Consider the following 23,172-nt stretch of genomic DNA (forward strand, 5'->3'; position numbering starts at 1 on the left):
ATTTATGGAAGGTCTATTAGATGATTTAGGGAATTTTATTGAACAGATGGAAGCAGTTGACAGTTATATTAATTCAATTGATGAAATTATGGGTTCGACTTTTCAACTTAAAGTAATTTTAAATGAAGAAGAACAAAGTATTCTTGATAGCTTTAATCTTTTAAATCTAATGTATATAGAAATGAAGGAAAATGAAGCACGTTTTATTGACAATTTAAAAAATATTAACGAAAAAAGTAACGGAAGACTATTCAATGAGCTTGGGAAGCCAGAAGAAGGGGCTCCAGACGAATTGCTCAAAAAATTGCTAAAAATGATTTCTAGTGAAGAAAGAGGGGTTCTATTTGAATTAAGTGAAGATGACTCTATTTCTTTATCTCTAAAAGATTCAAAAATGAGAAGTAAGATTGAAATTTATTTGGAAGAGAGTAGAAAAAGGACTAGACAAAGGCATTTATTATTTGAAACATCATTAATTACGATAAGTAACGCTTTTGAATCACTACACTCAAAACTAATTTCTTTTATCATAGTCAATTCATCTTCTTCAAAAATAAACGATAAGCAATTATCTTTTGAACAAATTATTGAATTAAGTAGTTTAGAAGAAGCAAAAGAATACCTAATTGAAAAATCCGTTGAGGATGTTATGAGAGGTTCGCAAATTACATGGCTAAAATATATTGGAAAAAATACTTTTAAAGAATTTTTTAAAGAGTTAGTTGATGAAGACGAGGAGAAATTCAAAGAATTCTTTTTAAGAAGAAACTTAATCATTCATAATAATGCTGTTATTAATAAAAGATATCTAAACAGTATAAAACAAATAAGTGATGAAAAAAAAGCCTTTCTTGTAGGGAAAAAAATAAGTGTATCTTTGGAATATTTGGAAGAGAACATGAATATTATTTTTCTTATTTCAATAAAGTCAGTTTTTTATGTTGTAAAGAAGTTTTTTCCTACACAGTTTAATATTTTTTTTAAAAAATTCCACAATATTGCTTTTAACTACTTGAAGAGCGAGAAGTATGAGATAGCTTACTCAGTTTTTGATATGCTTTGGAAGGATGCATCTAAAATAGATGCATCAAATAAGCTTTTATTGACTGTCAACTATTTGCAGAGCCTCAAATGGACGGGAAATTTAAAAAGAATGGAACAAATTAGAAAATCAGAAGATTTTTCGCTTGCTAAAAATGAGCATTTAATGTGTTTAGCTTTAATTGATGATAATTTCAAAGTGGCGATTGATATTTTAGAAAAATTAATAGCTGAAACATCTCAATCAGGAAAGGATGATGTTGCTTTAGTAAATGAATACTTAACATGGCCAATCTTTAAGGAATTTATTGAGACAACAGAACTAAATGAGTTTCTAAAATCGAAAGGATACATTGAAATAAAGAATCAGAAGGAAATTATTGATGAAAAGACTACAGTATGTCATAATAAAAAGAGAGCAGTTAAGTATAAATCCAATTTTGAAGTGAGAAAATCTGTATCCTCAAAAATTAGAAGGTATAGAACAGAAGCAAATAAAAGTTATTCATATTTTTTTCGCTAACTCACGTGTGAAGTAGAAAGATGGGATGATTATGGATAAAAAAAATCAAGAATTAGTAAAACTAATGAAAGCAGTATACTATAATGAATATGAGAAAAAACAAGAAAATCATGATTCTAAAGTATACTACAAAGAATTAGAATCAAGTAATGCGGTTTTTTCAAAAGATCCCGTTCACAATGTAGTTTTATGCTTGGAAGGCTAATCAGCCTTCCTTTTTGATTATTGAAAAAATATCAAGTAAAACAAGATAGCTTTTATAGCTATTATGATAGAAATGTGAATCGACATTATTGTATTCTTGCGATTTATATGACTAATTCTTCATAGATGAAAACAAGAAAATTCAATTGAGACTATTGGAGGATGAATATATTGTTAAAAGGAGAGAAATACTTCTACAAACAATCTTCTTATTGATTGGATCCATCTCCCAATGTTTTTTCTTCCATTGCATTACTATTTAAAAATTATTATTAAAAGAAACAGTTTATTCCTCAAATAACTTCTCTACCTGCTGTTTTGGATATGATATTGGCTACGTTCTCGATGATAGTACCTGATAATATACACTGTCAGTCCATAGCAATTTGTTAAATGAAATCTTTATATAAAGCCTATTCCTTTACTTTGATTCCCAAAAGAGTCATTGGAAGGGTCGGTAGGATAATAAAAATAAAGAGTACCAAAACATTGAATTAACAGTGTTTTGGTATCTTTTTTTGTTTTAGCTAATTAGAGTAAATGCTAAATTAAATGCCATCTGTTAAAAATTTACATAATTTGCAAATCGTTCCCCAGTTTCTTTAATCTTTTCAGGAGTAACATGAGTATAGATGTTCATAGTAGTTTTGACATCTTTGTGTCCTAATCGCTCTTGGACCTCTTTAACACTAGCCCCAGATTCGAAAAGTAAGCTAGCATGGGTATGCCGAAATCCATGTGGAGTAATTTGAGGCTCCATCGGTGTCTTTTTGTAAATCCAGTCTAATCAATCGTTTACTACTGGGGGGTAGTACAGATTGTTTGTGTTTGTAGTGAATAATTTTTTTCTGAGGTTGTTGTAATAGATTCAGTACTTGTAGAACTTGTATCAGAAGCGGTACACCCGCTTATAGTTCCGATGAGTAAAGCGCAGGTTAGAATGATTGCAAATTTCTTCAAAAAAATTCCTCCTTAAAATTGAATATGGACTAATACTAGTCCCGTTGTAGTATACCAAATCTTTAAGATTAATAAGAAAAAGGACTAATATTAGTCCAAAAGGTGTGCTATTCTTGAAAGAGGAAAAAATTATTGATAGAGAAAATGTAATCGGTAGCAATATTAGACGAATCCGAGTAGAAAAAGGAATGGGCCAAACAGAATTAGTACGAGAACTACAGCTTAGTAAAATTGCTATAACTAGGGAAACATTGGTTAAGATTGAAGGCGGCCGGCAACACATTAAGTTAGATCAATTGAGAGTTATTAGGGATATTCTACAGGTGTCTTATGAAGACTTGCTTTCAATGACTACTTGTAGTCTTTAGTATAAAAATCTATTGTTACACCCTTATGTATCACAAAGAAATACTGGTATAATAATGAATGGGATATGTAACGATAGGGTATACAGTTGTATATCACAAACTAAATATTAGGAGGTTATAAAAATGCAATTAATTAAAGGGTTTTTAATTGCCAATCTTTTTGGGGAAAAAGATGTTAATTTGAAATTTAAGGATAAAACTACAATCTATGTAGGGGAAAATGGTATAGGTAAGACTACTGTTCTTGCTCTTTTTTACTATACTATTACAGGACAGTTGGGGATGCTTGCAAAATATGATTTTGATTTTATTAAGATAGATTTTTTTAATGCCAGTTATACTCTTAACTATGAGGAAATTCAAAATTATGCTGAGTATAGTAAAATAAGAGCCAAAAGAGGGCGTATTTTTGAAAAAAATGTAAGATATATAAGAGATTCTCTTTCAGAGCGTCAATTTCAGTCTATTTTAGAAGAAACAGCGAATAATGAAGAATTAGAAGAATATTTCAAAATTGTTAATAAAAAAACTAAAATGCCAAAAGTGATATTTGAAGATGCAATAAATTATATATCGAATGAGAACGGTAGCGGAGAATTGGGGCTTTTTATTAAAAAAATAGGAAAAATATTTGAGGAATATAAGATATTCTACTTTCCAACGTATCGTAGAATAGAAGAAGATGCTTCAAACCTAAGCTATGCCTCAAATTCAAGAAAAGAATATCTGACTGAGAGGGATATTCATGGAGAGCTTTTAGATACTGAACAAACAGGTGAACTAATTCAGTTTGGAATGGATGACGTAAAAAAAAGGTTAGAGTCATTATTAAATACTATAAAGAATAGTTCAATTGATAGTTTTAATACTATGACTAGCAAATTATTGAATCAGTATCTTGATGGAATTGTAGATGAAAATTTAAACAATACTACTGTTGAAACTATAGATATAGCTCTTCATCGAGTTGGGTCTAAAGTTTCGAAAGAGACAAGAAATAGGATAATAGAGATGTATCATAAAGGGGACTTATCTAAAGATAAATATTTAGCGAATTTGGTAATGAATATAGTTAATAATTATAACAATTTAAAATCTATTGATAACAGAATCGAGAATTTTGTAACTAAGTGTAATAATTATCTGTACAATAAAAAAATGATTTATGATCCTAGTGAAATTAAAATAGAAATAGTTCATAATAATATTCCTGATAAAAAAATTCCATTAGAAAAGCTATCTTCTGGAGAAAAACAATTGATTTCTACTTTCTCAAGAGTTTTTTTAGAGGATGCAAGAAATTTAATTATTCTTTTTGATGAGCCTGAACTTTCTTTGTCTTTAGATTGGCAAAAAAATTTTATTTTTGATTTATCTGAGTCTGATAATTGCAAGATGTTAGTTTCAGTGACACATTCGCCGTTTATATTTGATAAATTATTTGATGAGACTTACGAATTGGAAGATTTTACCTATGAAAGCGGTTTACGAAATGACGGGTATTAAAAGACGCATGGTTGAAGATTTGGAAAAACCTCCTTCAGTGTGGCTAGAGTATTCTTATGATAAAAAGATTGTAGCAGATGGTTGGTATTTTGCATTCTATGAGGGTGAAGATAGAAAATTTTATAATGATCGAATCAAACAGTATTTATCACCTGATTTCAATACTTACCATTGTGGTAGCAGGGAAAACGTACTAGATATTTATAAAAAGATAAACGAACATTCGGAGAGAAGAGAACTATACTTTATTGATAAAGATTATAATTTAAAAAGAAATGATAATTCCGATATTTATGAAACTGAAAGATATTCAATTGAAAATTATTACACTGATACACATGTATTAAAAGAGATATTGAAGAATGAGATGGGCATGAATATTTCTTCGAAAGATTATGAAGAGGTGATAAAAAGATACGAGAAGTTACATGGAGACTTTATAGCAGAAATAAAGGATTTTAATATTTTAGGTGCAGCCTGTATTCACAGTGGGATGTCCATTGAGCTAAATAAATTAAATTTAGAGAAAAATATTTGTATATCCATAGATAAGATAGAGACTAAAATAGATTTAAAATTTGAATCGTTAATTGAGCATTATCAAAATAAATTAGAAGAAGATGTTAGAAGAGGTAAAAAAAATGCAAGATCAAATTTTGACTCTTTCACGAAAAATAAAATGAAAATTATCAAATTCTATGAAGAGTACGGTGAAATTATATCAGAAGAAATAGAAAATTTTACAAGAGGAAAAAACGATCTGTGGTTTTTGAAGCAATTTATTGAGTTATTAAAGCAACTAAATAAACAAGGTAAATTCTCTAAAAAATATCAAAGCTTTTATCTTGAGGTGTCTAAAAACCAATTATCTTCATTAGGAGGTTATGTTGAAACCCCTAAACAGTTGATTGATTATTTACAATCTTTTGCATAAAAGAATGTTAGTTGGCCAATTAATTTTTTACTTGTTATTTTTGGGTATGATATTGATAGTAGTTTCCTCCTAACGCTTCAGCTCAATAATATAATAATGATTGATTAACTAGTTCTATAAAGTCTATTCCGCGATTTCTTTCAAAGAATAGTCATGGAAGGGTCTTTTGGTATGATACTTTAGGAATTTTCTGATTTTCTATTAAAAAACATGCCACGCAATTTGAATACGATCAGAAAATCAAGTAATAAGAACTATCATCCATGAATTGATAAAATCTATTTAAAAAATATTGAAATATCAACTCTCCTCACTTATTCACCACTGACTTAATTTCATGAGTGAAGCAGAAGAACTTGAATCCTCAAATAACTTCTCTACCTGCTATTTTGGATACGATATTGGCTACGTTATCGATGATAATACCTGATAATATACACTGTCAGTCTATGGTAATTTGTCAAATGAATTATTTATATAAAGCCTATCTCTTTTCTCTGATTCCCAAAAGAGTTATTGGAAGGCAGTGTAGAGTAATTGAATTGATTAAGCTAGAAATTCCTATTTGAAGGTATTTCTGGCTTTTTTTGTTTGGGTGTGTAGAAAGTAACATCAAAAGTAATACCAATGAGAAATGGATATGTAGATTGTTACGGTGAAAACTATCTAAGTAATGAAATCCTTTCAGAAGAAAACGAAAAAAATGCATAGGGGAAATAAAGACAAAATACTTTTTTGTAATACTTTTTTATAAGAGTAAAATATATAATGTCAATAATGATATACTAGTAATAAGACGATGAAAGGAACGGATATCATGCTTCAGACAGAACTTACAAGATTTAAAGTAAAAGTAGGAAAAACGGCTATAGTGGATGAATGGATGACGTTCTTAAATGATCATATGGAAGAAACATTACTAACATTAGAAAACGAAAAAATGTTTGTTGAAACGATCTTTAGAGAACAGCTAAATGGTGATGAGTTTTTGTACTGGTATTCTATTCAAGGGGAAGGTGGAATTCCTGTTGAGGATTCTGAGAGCTGGATTGATAAAAAACATTTAGAATATTGGGATGAATGCATAGATTCTACATACAAGCCAGTCGATTTGGCCACTGAAGTTGTGATGATTCCTAATAAAATACGTAGTAATATGAAATAAAAATGACTATTAGATTAAGCAAATAGATTTTATGGGCTATTAGAGCAAGTTTTTTTAGAATAAATTGGATGTATTGAGATTAATATTAATAGATGATGGATTGATACCAGTATTGAACGAAGAAAAAAAGTGGTATCAAGAAAACTGACTTGTTTAATAGGTTACATCCTGATATTGTTGATACAATTAGAGAAATATTAGTGAAGCTAGAGAGTTGTAGATAACACATATAAAGCTCGACTATCTAGTGAGAATAAAGAGAAATATTCTAGGAATAGATAATATTGACACTTTATTAGATATAGAGGCTGTTCTTAAAAATCGAATAAATGAGCTATTATAAAAATGAAATATTACTTTTGGGCTAGTTTGTTTATTGATTTACAGATTTGTTCGTAATATGAATTTGGTCTAAAATTGAAGATTAGAAAATTAACAGATGAAATGATGAAAATCAAACCATTTAAAAGAAGATAAATATTTTATGGTTGGAGAGTATAAAGAAATTAGTTTAAAAAATAAAAGCCAGGAAACAAAACAATTTAATGATTCCGAGCTTTTTCCAATTTTTATGGCTTAGAAAATTGCTGCTATTCTGCGCGAAGTACTGTATGACGAATAGCAGCACGCATCAACTCTTCCCAAATTTCGATAAAATCATTATTATTCACATCAGCATTTTTCAATATTTCTTGATGGATAGTAGTCATTTCAGTAAAAGATAACGTGTCTGGTTGTTGTAAATAATTTTCGTACGTTTGATCCAATTGGGATATTAAATCACTCCTAAAAATGTTTTTGTTTTAATTAATTTGCTACAAGCAATAAGTCAGTGCACCAAAAGAAAAAATAGTTAAGCATATCATTTCAGTAGTTTATTCTCATAGTTTTGGTAGAAATTAGATGAGTTTTCGTAATAAAGCGAAGCAAAAATAATTTCTTTCAAAGGGACGAGGGCTATCAGCTTTGTGAGAATGAATTTGTTGCGAAAAACAGAGCCAACACGGTCTTAGTGTTCGAGGCTCTGTTTGTATGTTTCGAATATAAGATTACTGTGTTATATAAACTAGGAAAAATACAATACTAGGTAACTAACTGTATTAAGCTGATTTTCAGCGATTCTTATTAGAAGATGTTTAGGAATATAACTAGGAAAATGACTATACAGGTAATTGTCATCTCAAGAATGTTTTCTAATTTTCGCGTCTTTTTTTTAAGAAAAAGGCCAGAATCAGTTGAAAAAAAGTTGGTACGATAGCGAAGTGGGATAAAATTTCCTACTAATATTCCCACTAATAAGAGATAAAGTGGCCAGTTTGGTGTGATCCCTCTATAAAAAAATGCCCACGCTACCGAAATCCCAAAGATTAGCAACTGAATGATTTTTACGATGAAAAAAATTTTTTTGCCATTACTCAAGGGCTATTCCTCCTTGTATCGTTTATTTGTTTTATTTTATCCTCACGTTAGGTACTTAAACATTAAGTTTTACATCTTCTTGAATAAACTACCAGCGATTATCCTATTTTGCTGACCATCTTGCCCCAGTAAGCGTGATACGTGCAGTACCAGTATCGCCATGACGATCGATTTGATCTCTACAAGTTTTTGATAAGCTTGCCAAATATGCATTGGCACCTCCTCCTGAAGCTCCAGCATCTCCTGACCACACACCCATTGTACACAGTTCTTGCAATTTGTTTGCCGTTACTGTTTTGTAGTAAATTTAGAAAAAATCTTTAATGGCAGTGGGAAGGTCGAATGAAAGGAAAACGTCTTTCTCGATACGGATTCTCGGCAGTTGATCCAACAAAAGCGAACAGAGAGTGGCTAAAAGTGGCTAGTATTTGAATCTGAGCAGTCAACTAGGGAATACGTCCAAGAAGAATGTCAGAAAAATACGGTGACTTGGTGTTTGACTCTTTCATGAGAAGGGGTTGATGGAAAAGGAAAATTGACGTCGATTTCCCATTGAAAATACTAGGCTATTTTCAGCCTATTATGGCTCCATCGACAAGTCAAAATCTTCTGATAAAGTAAGACTTTCGATTTTTTTCCTTCTAGATTTACGATAGGCTGTCGGGGTCACTCCTTTTTGTTCTTTAAAAAATTTAGAAAAATAATTTAAAGAAAGTCCGATAGAATTAGAGATGAATTCAATCGAATAGGTCGAAGAATCAAGCAGTTGTATCCCTTTTTCTAATCGTATTTTTTGAAGTACCTGATTGGGCGTCAGGTTGATTGCATCTCTGAAAATACGGGTAATGTAACTCTCACTATAATGGAATTTTTCTGATAACGTTTTTAAATCGATAGTTTCAGAATAATGATTGTTCAAATAATCGATCATTGGCTGGATTTTGGGATGATCATCGATCTGTATAAGAGAAGCATCGACAAAAGCTAAAGATTCATATTGGATTTTTTCCTGATAGAATTCAAGTAAGAAAAGTTTGAGCAGCGTGTCTAACGTAAGGGAACAGGTTTCTAATTTTTTTTGGAGAGAGGTGGTTGCGCCTGTGTGCAGTTGCTGCATAAGCATCAATAAAGATGGCGTATTTAAATAATATTCTTTTTTGTTCAGAATAGGATCGATCATCTCACAAAAAGATGGATCCGCAGTAAACTTAATATCAAGAACAGTTGAATTCTGTAAAAATTTGTAGCTATGCTCAGTATTTGGCGGGATAACAATCAAATGGTTCGCCTTTAAGGTCAACTGAGCCCGATCAATCGTCAATTGCTCTGAACCCGAAAAAAAAACTGTAATTGAAAAAATTGGTGTTTATGCTTTTTTACTTCCTCGCCAGCTTTGTATGATTTCCCGCTAATCCAAAGAATTTGAATCTCTCTATCTCTCATAGTAGTTCCTCCTTGTCCTAGATACAGCGATTTTGTTAATCATAACGGATAAATGTAACCGCTGTCAACAGGGTAAGATATAAACAGAACAAAGAAGTTGTTCTACGTTAACGGTATCAATTAAACTGGCCAGTTTAAGATGGAGGAATGTGGGATGCTTGAAAATACAGTGGGAAGCATGGCACAAAAAAAAGTAAGGTGGCATATCTTGCCCTATCTGTTCCTGATTTATTTCGTTGCCTTTTTAGATCGTTCAAGTATTACTTATGCATCATTAGGTGGTATGGACAGCGATTTAGGGTTAACAGCTACGATGTACGGATTTATCGCAGGTATTTTCTTTATTGGTTATTTTCTTTTTGGCATACCAGGAAACATGATTCTGGAAAAGGTGGGCGCAAGGAAATGGATTGCTTTGATCCTGGTACTATGGGGAACGGTTACACTCCTGACAGGATTCGTTCATTCAGCGGTAGAATTAACTGTTTTGAGATTTTTATTAGGGACTTTTGAAGCTGCATTATTTCCGGGGATGACACTGATCGTTACGTACTGGTTTTTAAATAAGACCCGTGCAGCGGCAATCGCATTGTTTATGATTGCTCCGCCTTTAGCCAATGCATTTGGCGCGCCAGTAGCTACAACGATCATTACTCAGGTCCATCAATTTTTAGGTTTTGATGGATGGCGCTGGCTGTTCATCATTGTCGGACTGCCAGCAGTTCTATTAGGATTTTTTACCTATTGGTATCTGAGTGATGATCCATCTAAAGCGAGATGGTTATCGGCAGAAGAAAAAAAATGGTTAGTTGAAGAGTTGGATAAAGATCGTTTGAAGAGTTCGAAGCATGGAGAGATCTCTGCTCCGTTTAAAGAAGCAATATCAGATAAGAAAATTTGGATCATGACACTTATGAACATTTTTTATGTCATGGGGTTGTACGGCATCACCTTTTGGCTTCCTCAGATGATCCAAGGGATTTCTAAAGATAGTTCTACCATGACTATCGGCTGGCTTACGGCAGTACCATACTTACTTGGTGCAGCAGCTTTGTTTCTAAATGCAAAGTCATCTGATAAAACGGGTGAGCGGATATACCATACGGCAAGTGGAGCGATCATAGGTGGAATTAGTCTGTTTATTTCAGCTTCAGTGTCAAATGTCTATCTTTCTTTGTTCTTCATCTGTATCGCGGCAATGGGATTATATGCCTGGTCAGGTCCTTATTGGGCAATTACCACAGACATCGATCCTAGAATAGCAGCTATCGGGCTAGGAATCGTGAATGCTTTAGGAAATTTAGGCGGGTTTATCAGTCCTTATGTTGTTGGATGGTTAAAGGACATCACGGATTCAACAGTATCAGGAATGTATTTTTTATCAGCTTCACTAATTATTGCAGGATGTTTAGTTATGTTATTGAAAAGAAGTAAACAAAATAATTGATTTAATAGGAGGCAATATCATGGTTAGAAAAATGGTTGTACCAGAAATGGAATGGACAGATGAAAGAGAAGAAGGTACGCAGCAAGTCGCAGTTATGGAAGAAATCGGGAAAATCGATATCAAATTTGCAAAAATACCACATGCGAAACCAAATGAGATAAGAGTAGACGTCAAATGGGTAGGGATTTGCGGTTCCGATCTAGAAGTATATCGAGGCGCTCGTACACCAGAATTTTTGACCTATCCAATGCGTTTAGGGCATGAAGTGGCTGGGATTGTCGATGAAGTCGGAGAACATGTGGTGGGCATCCAAGTGGGCGACCATGTATCGTTACGTTATGTATGGGGCGCATTTGCTGAGTACATCACATGTGACCCGTTTTCAGCCGTTGTTTTGCCAAAAGAATTTCCATTGATGCATGGTTCTTTGATTGAAATTACACCAACTATTCTGACTGGGATGGAACGAGCAGAGATCAGTCAGGCAAAAAATGTACTGATCATGGGACAAGGAGTCAGTGGATTACAATTAACGCAGTTTGCTCATCTGTACAGTCCGAAAAATCTTGTAGTGACGGATCTATTTGATGAAAAACTGGAGATTGCAAAGGATTTTGGAGCAACACATACGTACAAAATCCCTTCTGCTGAAACGCCAACAATGGATATTGTCGGGAAAGATTTCCCAGATGGGTTTGATGTAGTCATCCCAGCACTGTTAGAAGGTGATTCCGTCATAGATGCGCTAGATTGCTGTGCACAAAATGCAAAATTGATCATGTATGGTGGGATTGGAAAGACGTCAAACACAATGGATTTCTTCAAGATGCATCGTAAACGTGTGGATCTTCTGACAACGGAACCTAAGAGAGATGTGGATAACCACAGATTGTTCAGAGAAGGCAGAGACATGGTCGTCAATGGTTTGATTAATACAGAACGATCGGTAACGAACATTTTCCCGCTATCCCAGATCGACAAAGCCTTTGAGCTACGCAATCATACGCAGGCAGATGTGATCCATGTCATGATCGATTGTGATGCAAGTCATGATGATGGCAGATATGATCAGTAAGGAAGGCTGAGTGATATGCAAAATTATAAAGACGGCTGTTTCTATTGTGAGCACAATCAGACGCAACAAGAACGAATGATCGAAATCATGAAATTACCAGTATCTACCGTTTATCTGAATCGGGACCAAACGCATTTTGGGAGAACGATAGTCGCTTTGAACTGGCATGTAGATGAACTTTTCGAACTCGATCATTCTGATTTACAAGAATTTATACAAGAAGTGGCAGAGGTAGCAGAGGAAATCAAATCGATCACTCATTGCCAGAAAATAAACTATGCGATCTACGGAGATACAGTCTCACATCTTCATTTCCATTTGGTACCAAAGACCTCAAAAGACAGTGACTGGAATGAAGCGTTTGTCAATTCACCTCAAAATATTCGATTGATCGAGAACGAAGAGGAATACCGCCAGTTCATTCAACAAATGAAAGAAAGGCTGGAACGAAAACATGAAACGATCGATGATTAACCATATTATTGATGAAACAATTGAGTTTACCAAAGAAAGAGGCCTAGTCTATCCAAGGTTCGCCTACTTCACGCAGAAAGATTGGGAAGATCTCACTAAGCAGTCACAAGAGATAATCGATAACATGCTAGGTTGGGACGTCACTGATTTTGGTGAAGGAAACTATTCAGTGAAGGGATTAACGAGTTTTACGTTTCGAAATGGGAACTACAACCATCCCGAACAGTATCCAAAACCTTATTGTGAAAAACTGCTGATCGTGGAAGACGGGCAGGAATTACCTTTTCACTTTCACTGGAAAAAAATGGAAGATATCATTAACCGAGGCGGCGGAGTCCTTGAGATCACTTTGTATCATGCTGATGAACAGGATCAGTTAGACAAACATTCAGATGTTTCTTACGTCTCAGATGGACAAAGCTTCACAGTTCCGGCGGGTACGGTAGTTCGATTGTTTCCTGGAAGCAGCATCACTTTGATGCCGCGTGTCTATCATAAGTGGAAAGGCATAAAGGGCACAGGAAAAATCATGTTGTTTGAGGTGTCGTCTACGAATGATGATAAAACAGACAATCGTTTTTTAGAAGACATCCCTCGATTGATCTCGATCGAAGAAGATGATCAGCCTAAATATTATCTGTTTAGTGACTACGATACGATAAATTTAAAGGAATGATGGGCAATGAGTTATGTACTTGGGCTTGATCTGGGAACAAGTTCGTTAAAGGCTTTACTAGTCAATGAAGAAGGAGAAGTCATTGCAAGTGAATCCAGTCAATATGAGTCTTTTTCGGATGAAACAGGATTTAGTGAACAAAATCCTAGTGATTGGCTTGACGCATGTGATCGGATTTTCTCAAAATTAAATCAAAAAGCGGACGATTTCCAATCCAAATTGGAAGGAATCAGTTTTTCAGGTCAGATGCATAGTCTTGTCTTGTTAGATGAGCAGGGTCAGGTGTTGCGTCCAGCCATTTTATGGAATGACGTGCGAACGACAAAGCAGTGCGAAGAGATCATGGAAAAAGCAGGAACTGAATTATTGAGTATCACGAAAAATCGAGCGATTGAGGGGTTCACATTACCCAAGATACTTTGGGTGATGGAGAATGAACCTGAGATATGGAGAAAAGCAGCGCATATTCTGCTTCCTAAAGATTATTTGCGATGGTATCTAACTGGCGAATTGGCTATGGATTATTCTGATGCTTCTGGGACTCTTTTATTAGATGTGAAGGAACAGAAATGGTCAGAGACATTGCTTGATATTTTTGATATCCCTTTGGAAAAACTGCCAGCATTGGTGAATGCATTTGATCTTACAGGGGATGTAAGAGAAGAAATTAAAGGAAAGTACCAGCTTGAGAATAAGGTATCTGTATTTGCTGGAGCGGCAGACAATGCATGTGCCGCCATTGGCTCAGGTTTGAATTCAACAGATACGGCATTGGTAAGCATCGGCACATCTGGTGTTTTTCTAACTATAGAACCTGATATCGATGCGGATTATAAAGGGAAACTGCATTTTTTTAATCACGCTAACCCAAATGAATATTATTCCATGGGGGTAACACTTTCTGCGGGAGCTAGTCTAACTTGGTTTAAAAACACTTTTGCGCCCAATCAGACATTCGAAGCTTTGTTTTCGCTGATTAAACAAGTCCCGCCAGGTTCAGAGGGACTAGTATTTACGCCTTATCTTCAAGGAGAGAGAACACCGTATTTCGACAGTAGTGTAAGAGGAAGCTTTGTAGGCATAGATAGTCACCATTCATTACCAAACTTTGTCAGGGCCGTAGTGGAAGGTATTACTTTTTCTCTGAAAGATTCTCAGGAATTGATGGAAACCGTTGGACAAAAAAATTTTCAAACGATTATTTCAGTTGGTGGTGGGGCACGTAACAAGGAATGGCTACAAATCCAGGCAGATGTTTTTGATACACCAGTGGTTTCTTTGACTTCTGAACAGGGACCTTCTTTAGGAGCTGCGATAATTGCTGCAATGGGGTTGTCTTGGTTTCCATCATTAGAAAAATGCATAGAGATTTTCGTAGAATTTTCTGAGCGAGTGTACCCGAATAAGAGGAATGTCTCAACGTATCAGACTGTGTACGAAAAATACAAAAAAATCTATCCAGATAACACGGACTTTTTCCACTAAACCAAAAAAGCTTGCTACAGAAATCAGTAGCAGGCTTTTTTGCTGTGCCTTCATTGAACAATCAAAAAGAAATCATTCTTTCTATTGTCAACGCAATCAAATCAAAATCGCTAACGGTCATTCACAATGATATAATTATATCGAATTGTTGATACTAGTGAGAACTGAACAGAACAGTTAGTCCAGTTTCTAAATGAGGAACAGCTTAGCATGGGGAGGTAAAGCCCGAAATAGAATCACAGCTGACGAAAGCAAGAGAGGAGCGGTCAAGTCATGGATTTGAGAAAAATCTATCAATCTTTTTCTAAAAAACACCCTTACTTGAATGTTTTGCTAGGTGCCATTATTGCGAGCATATTAGGCATCACAGTAGAATACCTGATAAATAATGATTTTGTGACATCTGGTTTTTGGACAGTGCTATTTCTAGTAGTCCTCCAAATAATAACTATCAGAATCAGAAAAAAATAATGCTCCAATACTGTACGATGAATGCACAAAGGATGATTTGAACCTTTGCGCAACTCCTCCTCTGAATGGTTCTAACCAAATTTATTTTATATTACCTTATATTTTTTATTTTAAAAAATATAAGGTAATTTTTTGTGCATTCGCCCCCGTTTTTTTAATGCGTTTAGTTATAAACTAGCCATTAGAAAAATGAGAAAAACTGAGGTTGTGAGCCTGCCGTTTAACTCTGAGGCACAAGGAATAATTTCAAAAAACAGCTTCTCATGTTTGATGAATATTGTGACTTGTGCCCGAGGAGTTGGCAGGAGAACACCGTGAATCAGAGGTTGTGAAAACAGCGTTTTGACCTGAGTATTAGAGAAACAAACGGAAAAATAGTTCCTCATATTTTGCCGTTTTTTGAGCTAATACCGAGGGTCAGCTGATTGAACACCGTTTAGTGGAGAGGTTGTGACAGAAGTGGGCAACTCCACGAAAAACAGCACGAAAAATTCCCTGAAAATGTATGAACAAAACGAATGCAGCAGTCGATTTTGCCTCGGTCATGACCATGATAGGGATGGATTTTTTCATATAACTATTCAATAAAAGAATCAGGGGGGATGACCGTCTGTGAAAAGAAACATGGACAAGAAAAAGAAAAAGCGCAGGCTGATCTATACGTTATTCAGCAGTATGATCTTGTTAGGTGTCTTGTTATTATTAGCACCTATCATTTTCGACATGATAGACCTTGCGAAACGCAACGATCAGGTCGTTAAATATGAGCAGCAACTTCCCGTAGAAGACCCGCAGCTTAAATTAATCAATAAATACAATGAAATGATCGATCATCAGCAAAAAGAGGAACCAGCTGACAAAGTCGATGTCACAGAGATCCTGAAAGATTTAAAGACGCCGATCGGATATATCGATATACCAAGTATCAAGTTAAAAAACATGGTGATTTATTTTGGCGATTCTGACTGGGTTCTTAGTCGAGGGATCGGCACTCTGCCATGGACGAGCTTGCCATCTGGCGGTAAGAATACGTTGAGTGGCATCACTGGACATTCGGGGCTCGCCAACCAGATTCTGTTTGATAATATCCGTTATCTAAAAAATGGTGATGTATTTTATGTGAACGCTTTTGGAAAGCGGTTAGCCTATCAAGTCTACGACCAGAAAGTCGTTGATCCGAATGACAAAGAAGCTCCTAAAGCGTTTTATGTCCAAGAAGGAAAAGATCTTGCGGCATTGATGACTTGTACCCCATTGTTCATCAATAGTCACCGTCTAGTCGTTTATGGTAAGCGGATTCCCATCAAAAAAGCAAAAGAAGTCAAAACTGCGCATCGTACGGTCTGGTCATTGGATACGATCTGGATTGCAGTGATGCTATTGTTCTTGCTATTGCTTCTTTTCTGGCTGCTTTATCGGTATGTTCGTGACAAACGAAAGAAAAAAGAAATGAAGAAGAAAGACGTGACGAACTCATGATGAAACGAATCTTTCTTTATTTCTTTCTACCAGTTCTAGTGATTTTTATCAGCACATGCTGGATCGATCGAGGCTATGAACAGCTGTTAGAAATACCTGATACCTCTGTTTCATTATCAGATGGACAGGAACAAGCAGCAAAAAATCTACCAGAGTCTTCCCCACAAACAAATGAAAACCGTGAAAAGATTTCGGATGCAGGAATGCAAGTACTCGTACAAGCTCGAAAGAAACGAACAAAGACGATCGAACGATTCGGGATTGGACGCGTAGCCATTCCGGCAGTGAATCTTGAACTGCCAATATTAAACAAAATCACAGAACGCAATCTTTCTACCGGAGCAACGATGTACTTCCCCGAACGTCCTCTAGGTCAAGGCAATGTCGTTTTAGCGAGTCATAATTTTTCAGATGCAGACGTGTTACTCCATCGGATCGAACAGGTGACGAAAGGGACAAAAATCTATCTCACAGATTTTACGAATGTTTGGATCTATGAGGTAACAGCTAATGAGATCATTCAAGAAACACAGATTGATGTACTGGATCAACCCGCAGACAACACAGCGATAGTCACGTTGATTCGCTGTGAAGGTGGGCCGGGAACCGATTACCGGCGGGTCGTCCAAGGCACTTTGGAAGAAACAGTACCAATAACCCAACTCAGTGTAGCACAACAAAAAAAACTGGGAATCAGCAGGCAAACAGCAACTGCCAAAAAAGAATCAAGCTGGATGAGTGAGCAGTTGGCTCTCAGTATCCAAGAAAAACGACCGACAGTTCCGTTACTAATGATCGGTCTAGCGAATTTACTGTTTTTGATCGTACAAGGAATCCTTTTTGTACGTAAGAGCTAGTCAAACAAACTATCAGCGTGAATTATCTAAACGCTATTTAGGAAATATTCTTAAGGAGGAATTCAAAATGAAACATAAAACAGCCAAAAAATCCCGTAAACTATTGAGTACATTACTTGTTTCCGGCACATTACTCGGAGCAGTCAGCGCAGCGGGCGCGGTGTCCATCGTAGGAGGAGGATCACAGATCGTTTCAGCGGCAGTTATCTCGGATGATACAAGCAAAAGAAGCATCACGATCCATAAATACAGTGATACTGCAGGTGCGGGTGCAGCGGTTGCTGATGACGGGACTTATGAGAATTCTATCGACAAAACGGCACATCAGCCACTAGCAAACATCCCATTCAAAGTGATCCGAGTGAAGCCAAAATCTGGCACGACAAGCTCAACCATCAAAGCAGATGATCCTTCTACTTACGATGTCGATACAACTTTTACCGCAAAAACACAGATGACGGACGCTGACGGAGAATTGACCTTTGATTTCGGCACGGGTACGGCGAGTGACGGGCTTTACTTGGTAACTGAATTGTCATCAGCTTCTGTAAAAACACCGACAGCACCTTTTGTTGTCGCAGTGCCACTGACGCTTGAAGGAGCAGCAGCTGATGCAGATGATTCGCTACTATATGATGTCAATGTCTATCCTAAGAATGCTACAGAAAAAGTGACATTGAGCCCAACGAAATCCCTTGATACGGCAACAGGAACTTCCTCGACGACTTCTGTCAAAGCCGGAGAAGATGTTACTTGGGATCTAAACATGAAAGTCCCTTCAAACATCTATACCGCAGCGGCTTCTGATGGCTCTACGCAGGAAATCTATGCAGACAAGCTCCAACTGATGGACCCGATCGACACGACTTCATTGGGGATACCTGATCTTTCTAAGATCACCGGTGCAGCTACGGGCACACTTGGGAATGTGGACTTGATCAATGGGACAGATTTTACTGTTTCAGAAGACACAGCAGATGGATTAGCAGATCACTATACAGTAAAGATCGAACTGACTCAAGCAGGTATGAAGAAAGTTGCCGGCTATGAGAATATCTCTTTCAAGATCGCCACAGAAGTGTTGAAAGATAAAAAAGACGGCAGTATCTTGAACAGCTTTGATACGTTATACGTAGGTCCAACAGGTGAAAAAACACCAGAAACAACGAATCCGACCCCAGACCCTGATTCAGATGATCAAACACCGACGATCCCAGATCCGACTAATCCGGGAGAAAATACCCCAGAAGTCAAAATGGGGAATGTGGATGTGTTAAAAACGAATGAAACCAAACAACCGCTAGCAAACGCCGTCTTCAGACTTGCGGCAAGTGAAGCCGATGCGAAAGCAGAAAAATGGGTAACAGATGTAGACGACAAAGTCATCACTTTGACAACAGATGCGCAAGGAAAGGCTCAATTCACAGGTTTGAAAGTCGATCCGGAATCAGGTGAACAAAACTATTACCTAGTCGAAACTTCTGCACCAACAGGTTATGCGATCGATGGGAAAGTCCATGTAGTAACGGCAAAAAATGATTCAGACAACGATGCCACGATCATCGATGTGGACAATAAATGGATCCCGAATCTGCCGATGACCGGGGACAATGCCCGTCTGATCCTTTTAGTCACAGCAAGTATATTGATCGCGGCTGGCGGTGGAGCACTTTATATCTATCGTCTTAAAGAACAAGGAAATCACTAGCAGTCATAAGTGAAGAAGATGTATCTCGTACGCGAGGTACTTCTTTTCACATAGGAAGGAGGAATTTTACATGAAGCATAAAGGGACATGGTTTAGTGCGCTGATTGTTAGCCTCATTTATCTTGCATTTGGACAAGCGGTCATTGCGGATGTGCCAGAACTTCCAAATCCTTCGGTAACCGTCGTGAAACGAATGACTGCCAGTTCTTCTGAAGCAATGCAAGAAACGATCCCTCTTGCAGGTGCCCATTACCGATTGACCCGCATCTTACCTGTCGAGGGGAAAAAGATCGTTGCAGCAGATCCTGCCACGTATACGATTGCTTCTGGTGAACAAGGATTCACAACTGAACTTGTTACAGATGAAAACGGGCAAGTGGTTTATGATGACGCAGCAAAATTGCTCGAAGGTGCTTATTTGCTAGAAGAACTGAAAGGATATGGTGTGGCTGATCCTGCAGCACCGATTGCTTTTTCCTTGCCATTCACAGATGCAGAAGGTAAGGAATCAGATGATTTTATCTACGAACCAAAATCTGGTCTGACAGGATCTTCAGGAACCAGTGCGACAAATCCTTCAGGAACAGGTGATTCAATGAACGGACAAACAGGAGAAGATCAAAAGAACCAGCAAAATGAACAGAGCCAGCCAGTCATCATGCAAACGAGTGGGCGTGTCTGGATGATTTCGCAAAAGGCACTCTTTTCAATTGTTGGACTATTCTTAAGTATGATCATCGGTGGATTGGTTCTCTTGAGAAGATATGTAAGGGGGAGAAAGTATGAATAAAAAAAAGCAACTGCCCGCTTTCGACCAATCGCATCAAGCAGACAAGAAAAGCAGCAATAAAACAAGGCTCACTCTGTATTTACGAGGGGTAGTTGTCCTAGCCCTGATCCTCCAATTGACAGTTTCTGCGCTTGTCCCCATTTATCAGGTAGCAGCGGAAACGACTACCTCCACGACATCAGACAGCACAGTTCCAGTTTCGGATACAGGAACTCATACGAATACAGATACACTAAAAACTACGACAGCCCAGTCTGATGCCGCAACATCCGAAGAAACAGTGGAATCTACTGAAGTTTCTCAGCCAAAAGAGAGTGATCCCGAGCGGCTCATACAGGAGATGATGAGGGCGATTGCGCAATTTGGCGATATCAAAGGAACGAATATCAGCATCGCTGAGAAAAAAATAACTATTGAATTATCAGCGCAGCTCAGTCAGCAAGCAGATAGCATCAGAACGGTTATCACAACTCTGATACCCGAAGGATACTCTGTAGATATGACAGCAAAGCAAGCCACAGCGGAACTGAATTTTTGGACACCGCAAGCGGGTGCTAATACTACGCAGAATACCGGGATATACGGAGATGCAGGGCTAGAAAATTATGTTTACACGAATAATCCATTTCTAGATAAAGTCGCTAGTGACCCTATACCTAGTATGACACAAGTTTTGAAAAAAGGAATATTCGGTACGGCAAAATGGTATATCGATACGAATGGAACTTTGCATATCGGCTCAGGGGCTTTTGCTACTTCAAGTAATACCTCCCCATGGCAGACAATGAGCGCTCAGATTAAAAATATCGTTTTTGATGGGGAAGTGACTGCAGCATCAGATTCTGAAAGCTTATTTGATGATTTAAGCAATGTTATCTCTATCAAAGGATTAGAAAAACTGGATATGTCAAACGTTGAGAGTACAACCCGCATGTTTAATAATATGACATCTTTAACAGAATTAAGTGGGATAGGAAGCTGGGAAACAAGTAACATAACGACTATGGACAGAATGTTTTACAATGCGTCTTCTTTAACGAGTTTAGATGTTTCGAATTGGCATACAGACAAAGTAACAAATATGTCTGGGATGTTTTATGATAATACATCTCTAACTAATTTAGATGTTTCCCATTGGAATACGAGCAATGTAGAGGATCTGTCTTTCATGTTTAGCGGGACGAAATCTTTGACTAGTCTCGATGTATCAAACTGGGATACAAGTGGAGCATACAACATGCAAAACATGTTTCAACTTACAGGCTTGACGCATCTTGATGTGTCGAAGTGGGACACAAGCAATACAATGAATATGAATGGTGTGTTTAAAAATGCCAGTTCTTTAGTCAGTCTGAATCTGTCCAATTGGGATACTTCATTCGTCTCGAATATGTATCAGATGTTATCTGGTGTGTCAGCACTAAAACAAATCACTTTTGGTTCTGGATTTGTCACGCCTCAAGTAACCTCTGATCCAGTGGGGCAGATCGATCTACCCAATGATACGGCTACGATGCAATGGCGTGCCATTGCCGGCGGTACAGCGGATTCCCCTTTAGGTACTGAGTATATCGGTGCCTACAACAGTGCGGTCAATCCTGTAGACACCTACGTTCTTGTTCCAGTGACAGCTGATGCGAAAATCCAGTACATCGATGGATCAACTAATACAATGATTGCTGCGGATTCGGTTTCTGGAGCGCCTGCCAGCACGGTGAATTACGCTATCCTCGATCCATGGAAATCTGATTTATTGAAAAATTTACCCTATGTGTTTGCTGGTGATGGCATGGCAGCATTTGCCCATACCCCTGATCCGCTATCAATCAAATTGACCGTAGATACTTTGGATAATCAGACGATTCCGATGAAGAAGATCAAGATAGTAGGAACGACACCGGCTAAAGGGATCTTCGGAAACGTCAAATGGTATGTCGATGTAGACGGCATGCTCCATTTGGGCAGTGGCACCTTGGCGGATGCACCTGATACGAATAATGATAGCAAACCAAGATCTCCGTGGAATGCATTCAAGGATATAATCACTGGCATAACCATAGACGGTCCTGTAGCAACAACTGCTATTGCCAGCAATTTGTTTGCGAGTCTGGAAAATGTAAAAACAATCACTGGTTTATCCAATCTTGATGTATCAAAAGCTGAAAAAATGAATGGGATGTTCAGTAATATGGATAATCTAGATTCTATCGACCTTTCCAGCTGGAACACATCGAATGCAACAGACATGTCCTTCATGTTTAGTGACTCACCTTCTTTGAATAGTATCGATCTGACAGGTTTAGAAACAGGTAATGTGACTACGATGGAGAATATGTTTTATCAAGGAAAAGATCTGCCATCAAAATTGACTTCTTTAGATCTTAGCAGTTTCGATACTGCTAAAGTAACGAATATGTCTGGCATGTTTGCCTCGATCCCAGGAATCGAGACATTGGATATCAGTCATTTCGATACAAGCAATGTGACTACGATGGAGACGATGTTTGCATTGATGACAGGACTGAAAAAATTGGATTTAGGTAAATTGGAAACGGAGAACGTCACAGATATGATGAGTATGTTCGCGATGGATAAGTCATTTGAACAACTGACCTTAGATGTGACAGATACTTCAAAAGTGACAGCTTCAGGAATGCAGCTGATGTTTGAAGGGATGACCGGCTTGAAGGAAATCACATTCAGCAAGGGATTCGTGACCGATGATCCTTCTACAGGAGGATTAGATACAGTAGAATTGCCCAATGACACAGATACAGTGAAATGGCGGAATGTTGCATCTGGTACAGTAGATGATCCAGCTGGGGAACGTTTTATCGGGGCGTATGATGGGCAGCTGGCAGATACTTATGTTTTGTCCAGAGATAACAGCTTTGTCCCTCAGATACCTGACACAGGCAGCCACCTCCGCTTACTTGCACTGATTAGCGCTAGCCTCATGGTCTTATTCGGCGTGAGCGGTTTGATTTGGATCACAGATGACAGAAAAAACAGGAAGAGCGTGTAGAAGATAAGGAAACGACGGTTTTATTCCCGCTTTTCAAGTGAGTATATGTCAAAAAACATCAGAAAACATGGCATCGAACCTTGCAGGTGTTACAATGAAGGCAGGAACTTGGTCGTTATACA

The 23,172-nt window shown here is 37.1% G+C and carries 20 protein-coding genes and 1 pseudogene; 16 read left to right on the forward strand and 5 right to left on the reverse strand.

Annotated elements, in window-relative coordinates:
• The first annotated feature begins 4 nt into the window (after positions 1-4).
• Together G7Y42_RS00320 and G7Y42_RS00325 are read left to right on the forward strand one after the other, a co-directional pair.
• Positions 5-1,564, forward strand: a complete 1,560-nt coding sequence (locus G7Y42_RS00320) for a hypothetical protein (RefSeq protein WP_096081683.1) — start codon at positions 5-7, stop codon at positions 1,562-1,564.
• Positions 1,565-1,595: 31 nt separating this feature from the next.
• Positions 1,596-1,769 (forward strand): hypothetical protein, encoded by a 174-nt coding sequence (locus tag G7Y42_RS00325; RefSeq protein WP_157733684.1) that lies wholly within the window; start codon positions 1,596-1,598, stop codon positions 1,767-1,769.
• A gap of 561 nt (positions 1,770-2,330) precedes the next feature.
• Here the strand turns inward: G7Y42_RS00325 and G7Y42_RS00330 are convergent.
• Positions 2,331-2,627: pseudogene (locus G7Y42_RS00330) on the reverse strand (tyrosine-type recombinase/integrase); the annotation flags it as partial.
• A 205-nt stretch (positions 2,628-2,832) separates the two neighbouring features.
• Between G7Y42_RS00330 and G7Y42_RS00335 the strand changes: the two are divergent.
• The 4 genes from G7Y42_RS00335 to G7Y42_RS00350 all read left to right on the forward strand — a co-directional run bounded on the left by G7Y42_RS00335 (position 2,833) and on the right by G7Y42_RS00350 (position 6,701).
• Positions 2,833-3,096, forward strand: a complete 264-nt coding sequence (locus G7Y42_RS00335) for a helix-turn-helix transcriptional regulator (RefSeq protein WP_165002779.1) — start codon at positions 2,833-2,835, stop codon at positions 3,094-3,096.
• Between the two features lie 123 nt (positions 3,097-3,219).
• Positions 3,220-4,602: an AAA family ATPase gene (locus tag G7Y42_RS00340; RefSeq protein ID WP_165002781.1), complete on the forward strand. Its 1,383-nt coding sequence runs from the start codon at positions 3,220-3,222 to the stop codon at positions 4,600-4,602.
• Complete coding sequence (locus G7Y42_RS00345; RefSeq protein ID WP_165002784.1) at positions 4,571-5,536, forward strand: DUF4435 domain-containing protein; 966 nt, start codon at positions 4,571-4,573, stop codon at positions 5,534-5,536. Before G7Y42_RS00340 ends, G7Y42_RS00345 begins: the two co-directional genes overlap by 32 nt.
• 817 nt (positions 5,537-6,353) lie before the next feature.
• The gene (locus G7Y42_RS00350; RefSeq protein WP_165002785.1) at positions 6,354-6,701 is read left to right on the forward strand and encodes a DUF6176 family protein; all 348 of its coding nucleotides are present in this window, start codon (positions 6,354-6,356) and stop codon (positions 6,699-6,701) included.
• A 590-nt stretch (positions 6,702-7,291) separates the two neighbouring features.
• Here the strand turns inward: G7Y42_RS00350 and G7Y42_RS00355 are convergent.
• The 4 genes from G7Y42_RS00355 to G7Y42_RS00370 all read right to left on the reverse strand — a co-directional run bounded on the left by G7Y42_RS00355 (position 7,292) and on the right by G7Y42_RS00370 (position 9,480).
• Positions 7,292-7,468, reverse strand: a complete 177-nt coding sequence (locus tag G7Y42_RS00355) for a hypothetical protein (protein WP_241161880.1) — start codon at positions 7,466-7,468, stop codon at positions 7,292-7,294.
• Positions 7,469-7,826: 358 nt separating this feature from the next.
• Entirely contained in the window at positions 7,827-8,120 is a 294-nt protein-coding gene (locus G7Y42_RS00360) for a hypothetical protein (RefSeq protein ID WP_165002787.1), read from the reverse strand.
• A gap of 69 nt (positions 8,121-8,189) precedes the next feature.
• Positions 8,190-8,333, reverse strand: a complete 144-nt coding sequence (locus G7Y42_RS00365) for a hypothetical protein (RefSeq protein ID WP_165002789.1) — start codon at positions 8,331-8,333, stop codon at positions 8,190-8,192.
• 367 nt (positions 8,334-8,700) lie between these two features.
• Positions 8,701-9,480 (reverse strand): AraC family transcriptional regulator, encoded by a 780-nt coding sequence (locus tag G7Y42_RS00370; RefSeq protein ID WP_346773677.1) that lies wholly within the window; start codon positions 9,478-9,480, stop codon positions 8,701-8,703.
• Between the two features lie 237 nt (positions 9,481-9,717).
• On the opposite strand from G7Y42_RS00370, the gene G7Y42_RS00375 reads away from it, so the two are divergent.
• From G7Y42_RS00375 to G7Y42_RS00420, 10 genes are all read left to right on the forward strand, one after another.
• The gene (locus G7Y42_RS00375; RefSeq protein WP_241161881.1) at positions 9,718-11,010 is read left to right on the forward strand and encodes an MFS transporter; all 1,293 of its coding nucleotides are present in this window, start codon (positions 9,718-9,720) and stop codon (positions 11,008-11,010) included.
• Between the two features lie 19 nt (positions 11,011-11,029).
• Entirely contained in the window at positions 11,030-12,085 is a 1,056-nt protein-coding gene (locus tag G7Y42_RS00380) for an alcohol dehydrogenase catalytic domain-containing protein (protein ID WP_165002793.1), read from the forward strand.
• 15 nt (positions 12,086-12,100) lie between these two features.
• Entirely contained in the window at positions 12,101-12,559 is a 459-nt protein-coding gene (locus G7Y42_RS00385; RefSeq protein WP_165002795.1) for an HIT family protein, read from the forward strand.
• Positions 12,540-13,235: a D-lyxose/D-mannose family sugar isomerase gene (locus G7Y42_RS00390; RefSeq protein WP_165002798.1), complete on the forward strand. Its 696-nt coding sequence runs from the start codon at positions 12,540-12,542 to the stop codon at positions 13,233-13,235. The genes G7Y42_RS00385 and G7Y42_RS00390 overlap by 20 nt, the downstream gene beginning before the upstream one ends.
• 6 nt (positions 13,236-13,241) lie before the next feature.
• Positions 13,242-14,720 carry a xylulokinase gene (gene xylB / locus G7Y42_RS00395; RefSeq protein ID WP_165002800.1) on the forward strand — a complete coding sequence of 493 codons (1,479 nt, stop codon included), beginning with the start codon at positions 13,242-13,244 and terminating at the stop codon, positions 14,718-14,720.
• A gap of 1,083 nt (positions 14,721-15,803) precedes the next feature.
• Positions 15,804-16,670, forward strand: coding sequence for a class C sortase (locus G7Y42_RS00400; protein ID WP_165002802.1), 867 nt, complete (start codon positions 15,804-15,806; stop codon positions 16,668-16,670).
• A complete protein-coding gene (locus G7Y42_RS00405; RefSeq protein WP_165002804.1) occupies positions 16,667-17,527 on the forward strand; it encodes a class A sortase in 861 nt (286 codons plus the stop codon). The genes G7Y42_RS00400 and G7Y42_RS00405 overlap by 4 nt, the downstream gene beginning before the upstream one ends.
• 67 nt (positions 17,528-17,594) lie before the next feature.
• Entirely contained in the window at positions 17,595-19,235 is a 1,641-nt protein-coding gene (locus tag G7Y42_RS00410; protein ID WP_165002806.1) for a SpaH/EbpB family LPXTG-anchored major pilin, read from the forward strand.
• 70 nt (positions 19,236-19,305) lie between these two features.
• A complete protein-coding gene (locus G7Y42_RS00415; RefSeq protein ID WP_165002808.1) occupies positions 19,306-20,025 on the forward strand; it encodes a SpaA isopeptide-forming pilin-related protein in 720 nt (239 codons plus the stop codon).
• Positions 20,018-23,050, forward strand: a complete 3,033-nt coding sequence (locus tag G7Y42_RS00420; protein ID WP_165037792.1) for a BspA family leucine-rich repeat surface protein — start codon at positions 20,018-20,020, stop codon at positions 23,048-23,050. Before G7Y42_RS00415 ends, G7Y42_RS00420 begins: the two co-directional genes overlap by 8 nt.
• The last annotated feature ends 122 nt before the right edge of the window (positions 23,051-23,172 follow it).

It is taken from the genome of Enterococcus sp. ZJ1622, from assembly GCF_011038845.1.
Classification (GTDB): Bacteria; Bacillota; Bacilli; order Lactobacillales; family Enterococcaceae; genus Enterococcus_B.

What these genes read in the sequence shown, in the direction of transcription:
- G7Y42_RS00320 (WP_096081683.1), top strand. Translation starts at nt 5, where the DNA reads ATGGAAGGTCTATTAGATGATTTAGGGAATTTTATTGAACAGATGGAA.
- G7Y42_RS00325 (WP_157733684.1), top strand. Translation starts at nt 1,596, where the DNA reads ATGGATAAAAAAAATCAAGAATTAGTAAAACTAATGAAAGCAGTATAC.
- G7Y42_RS00340 (WP_165002781.1), top strand. Translation starts at nt 3,220, where the DNA reads ATGCAATTAATTAAAGGGTTTTTAATTGCCAATCTTTTTGGGGAAAAA.
- G7Y42_RS00345 (WP_165002784.1), top strand. Translation starts at nt 4,571, where the DNA reads ATGAAAGCGGTTTACGAAATGACGGGTATTAAAAGACGCATGGTTGAA.
- G7Y42_RS00350 (WP_165002785.1), top strand. Translation starts at nt 6,354, where the DNA reads ATGCTTCAGACAGAACTTACAAGATTTAAAGTAAAAGTAGGAAAAACG.
- G7Y42_RS00365 (WP_165002789.1), bottom strand. Translation starts at nt 8,333, where the DNA reads ATGCATATTTGGCAAGCTTATCAAAAACTTGTAGAGATCAAATCGATC.
- G7Y42_RS00375 (WP_241161881.1), top strand. Translation starts at nt 9,718, where the DNA reads ATGCTTGAAAATACAGTGGGAAGCATGGCACAAAAAAAAGTAAGGTGG.
- G7Y42_RS00380 (WP_165002793.1), top strand. Translation starts at nt 11,030, where the DNA reads ATGGTTAGAAAAATGGTTGTACCAGAAATGGAATGGACAGATGAAAGA.
- G7Y42_RS00385 (WP_165002795.1), top strand. Translation starts at nt 12,101, where the DNA reads ATGCAAAATTATAAAGACGGCTGTTTCTATTGTGAGCACAATCAGACG.
- G7Y42_RS00390 (WP_165002798.1), top strand. Translation starts at nt 12,540, where the DNA reads ATGAAACGATCGATGATTAACCATATTATTGATGAAACAATTGAGTTT.
- xylB (WP_165002800.1), top strand. Translation starts at nt 13,242, where the DNA reads ATGAGTTATGTACTTGGGCTTGATCTGGGAACAAGTTCGTTAAAGGCT.
- G7Y42_RS00405 (WP_165002804.1), top strand. Translation starts at nt 16,667, where the DNA reads ATGATGAAACGAATCTTTCTTTATTTCTTTCTACCAGTTCTAGTGATT.
- G7Y42_RS00410 (WP_165002806.1), top strand. Translation starts at nt 17,595, where the DNA reads ATGAAACATAAAACAGCCAAAAAATCCCGTAAACTATTGAGTACATTA.
- G7Y42_RS00415 (WP_165002808.1), top strand. Translation starts at nt 19,306, where the DNA reads ATGAAGCATAAAGGGACATGGTTTAGTGCGCTGATTGTTAGCCTCATT.
- G7Y42_RS00420 (WP_165037792.1), top strand. Translation starts at nt 20,018, where the DNA reads ATGAATAAAAAAAAGCAACTGCCCGCTTTCGACCAATCGCATCAAGCA.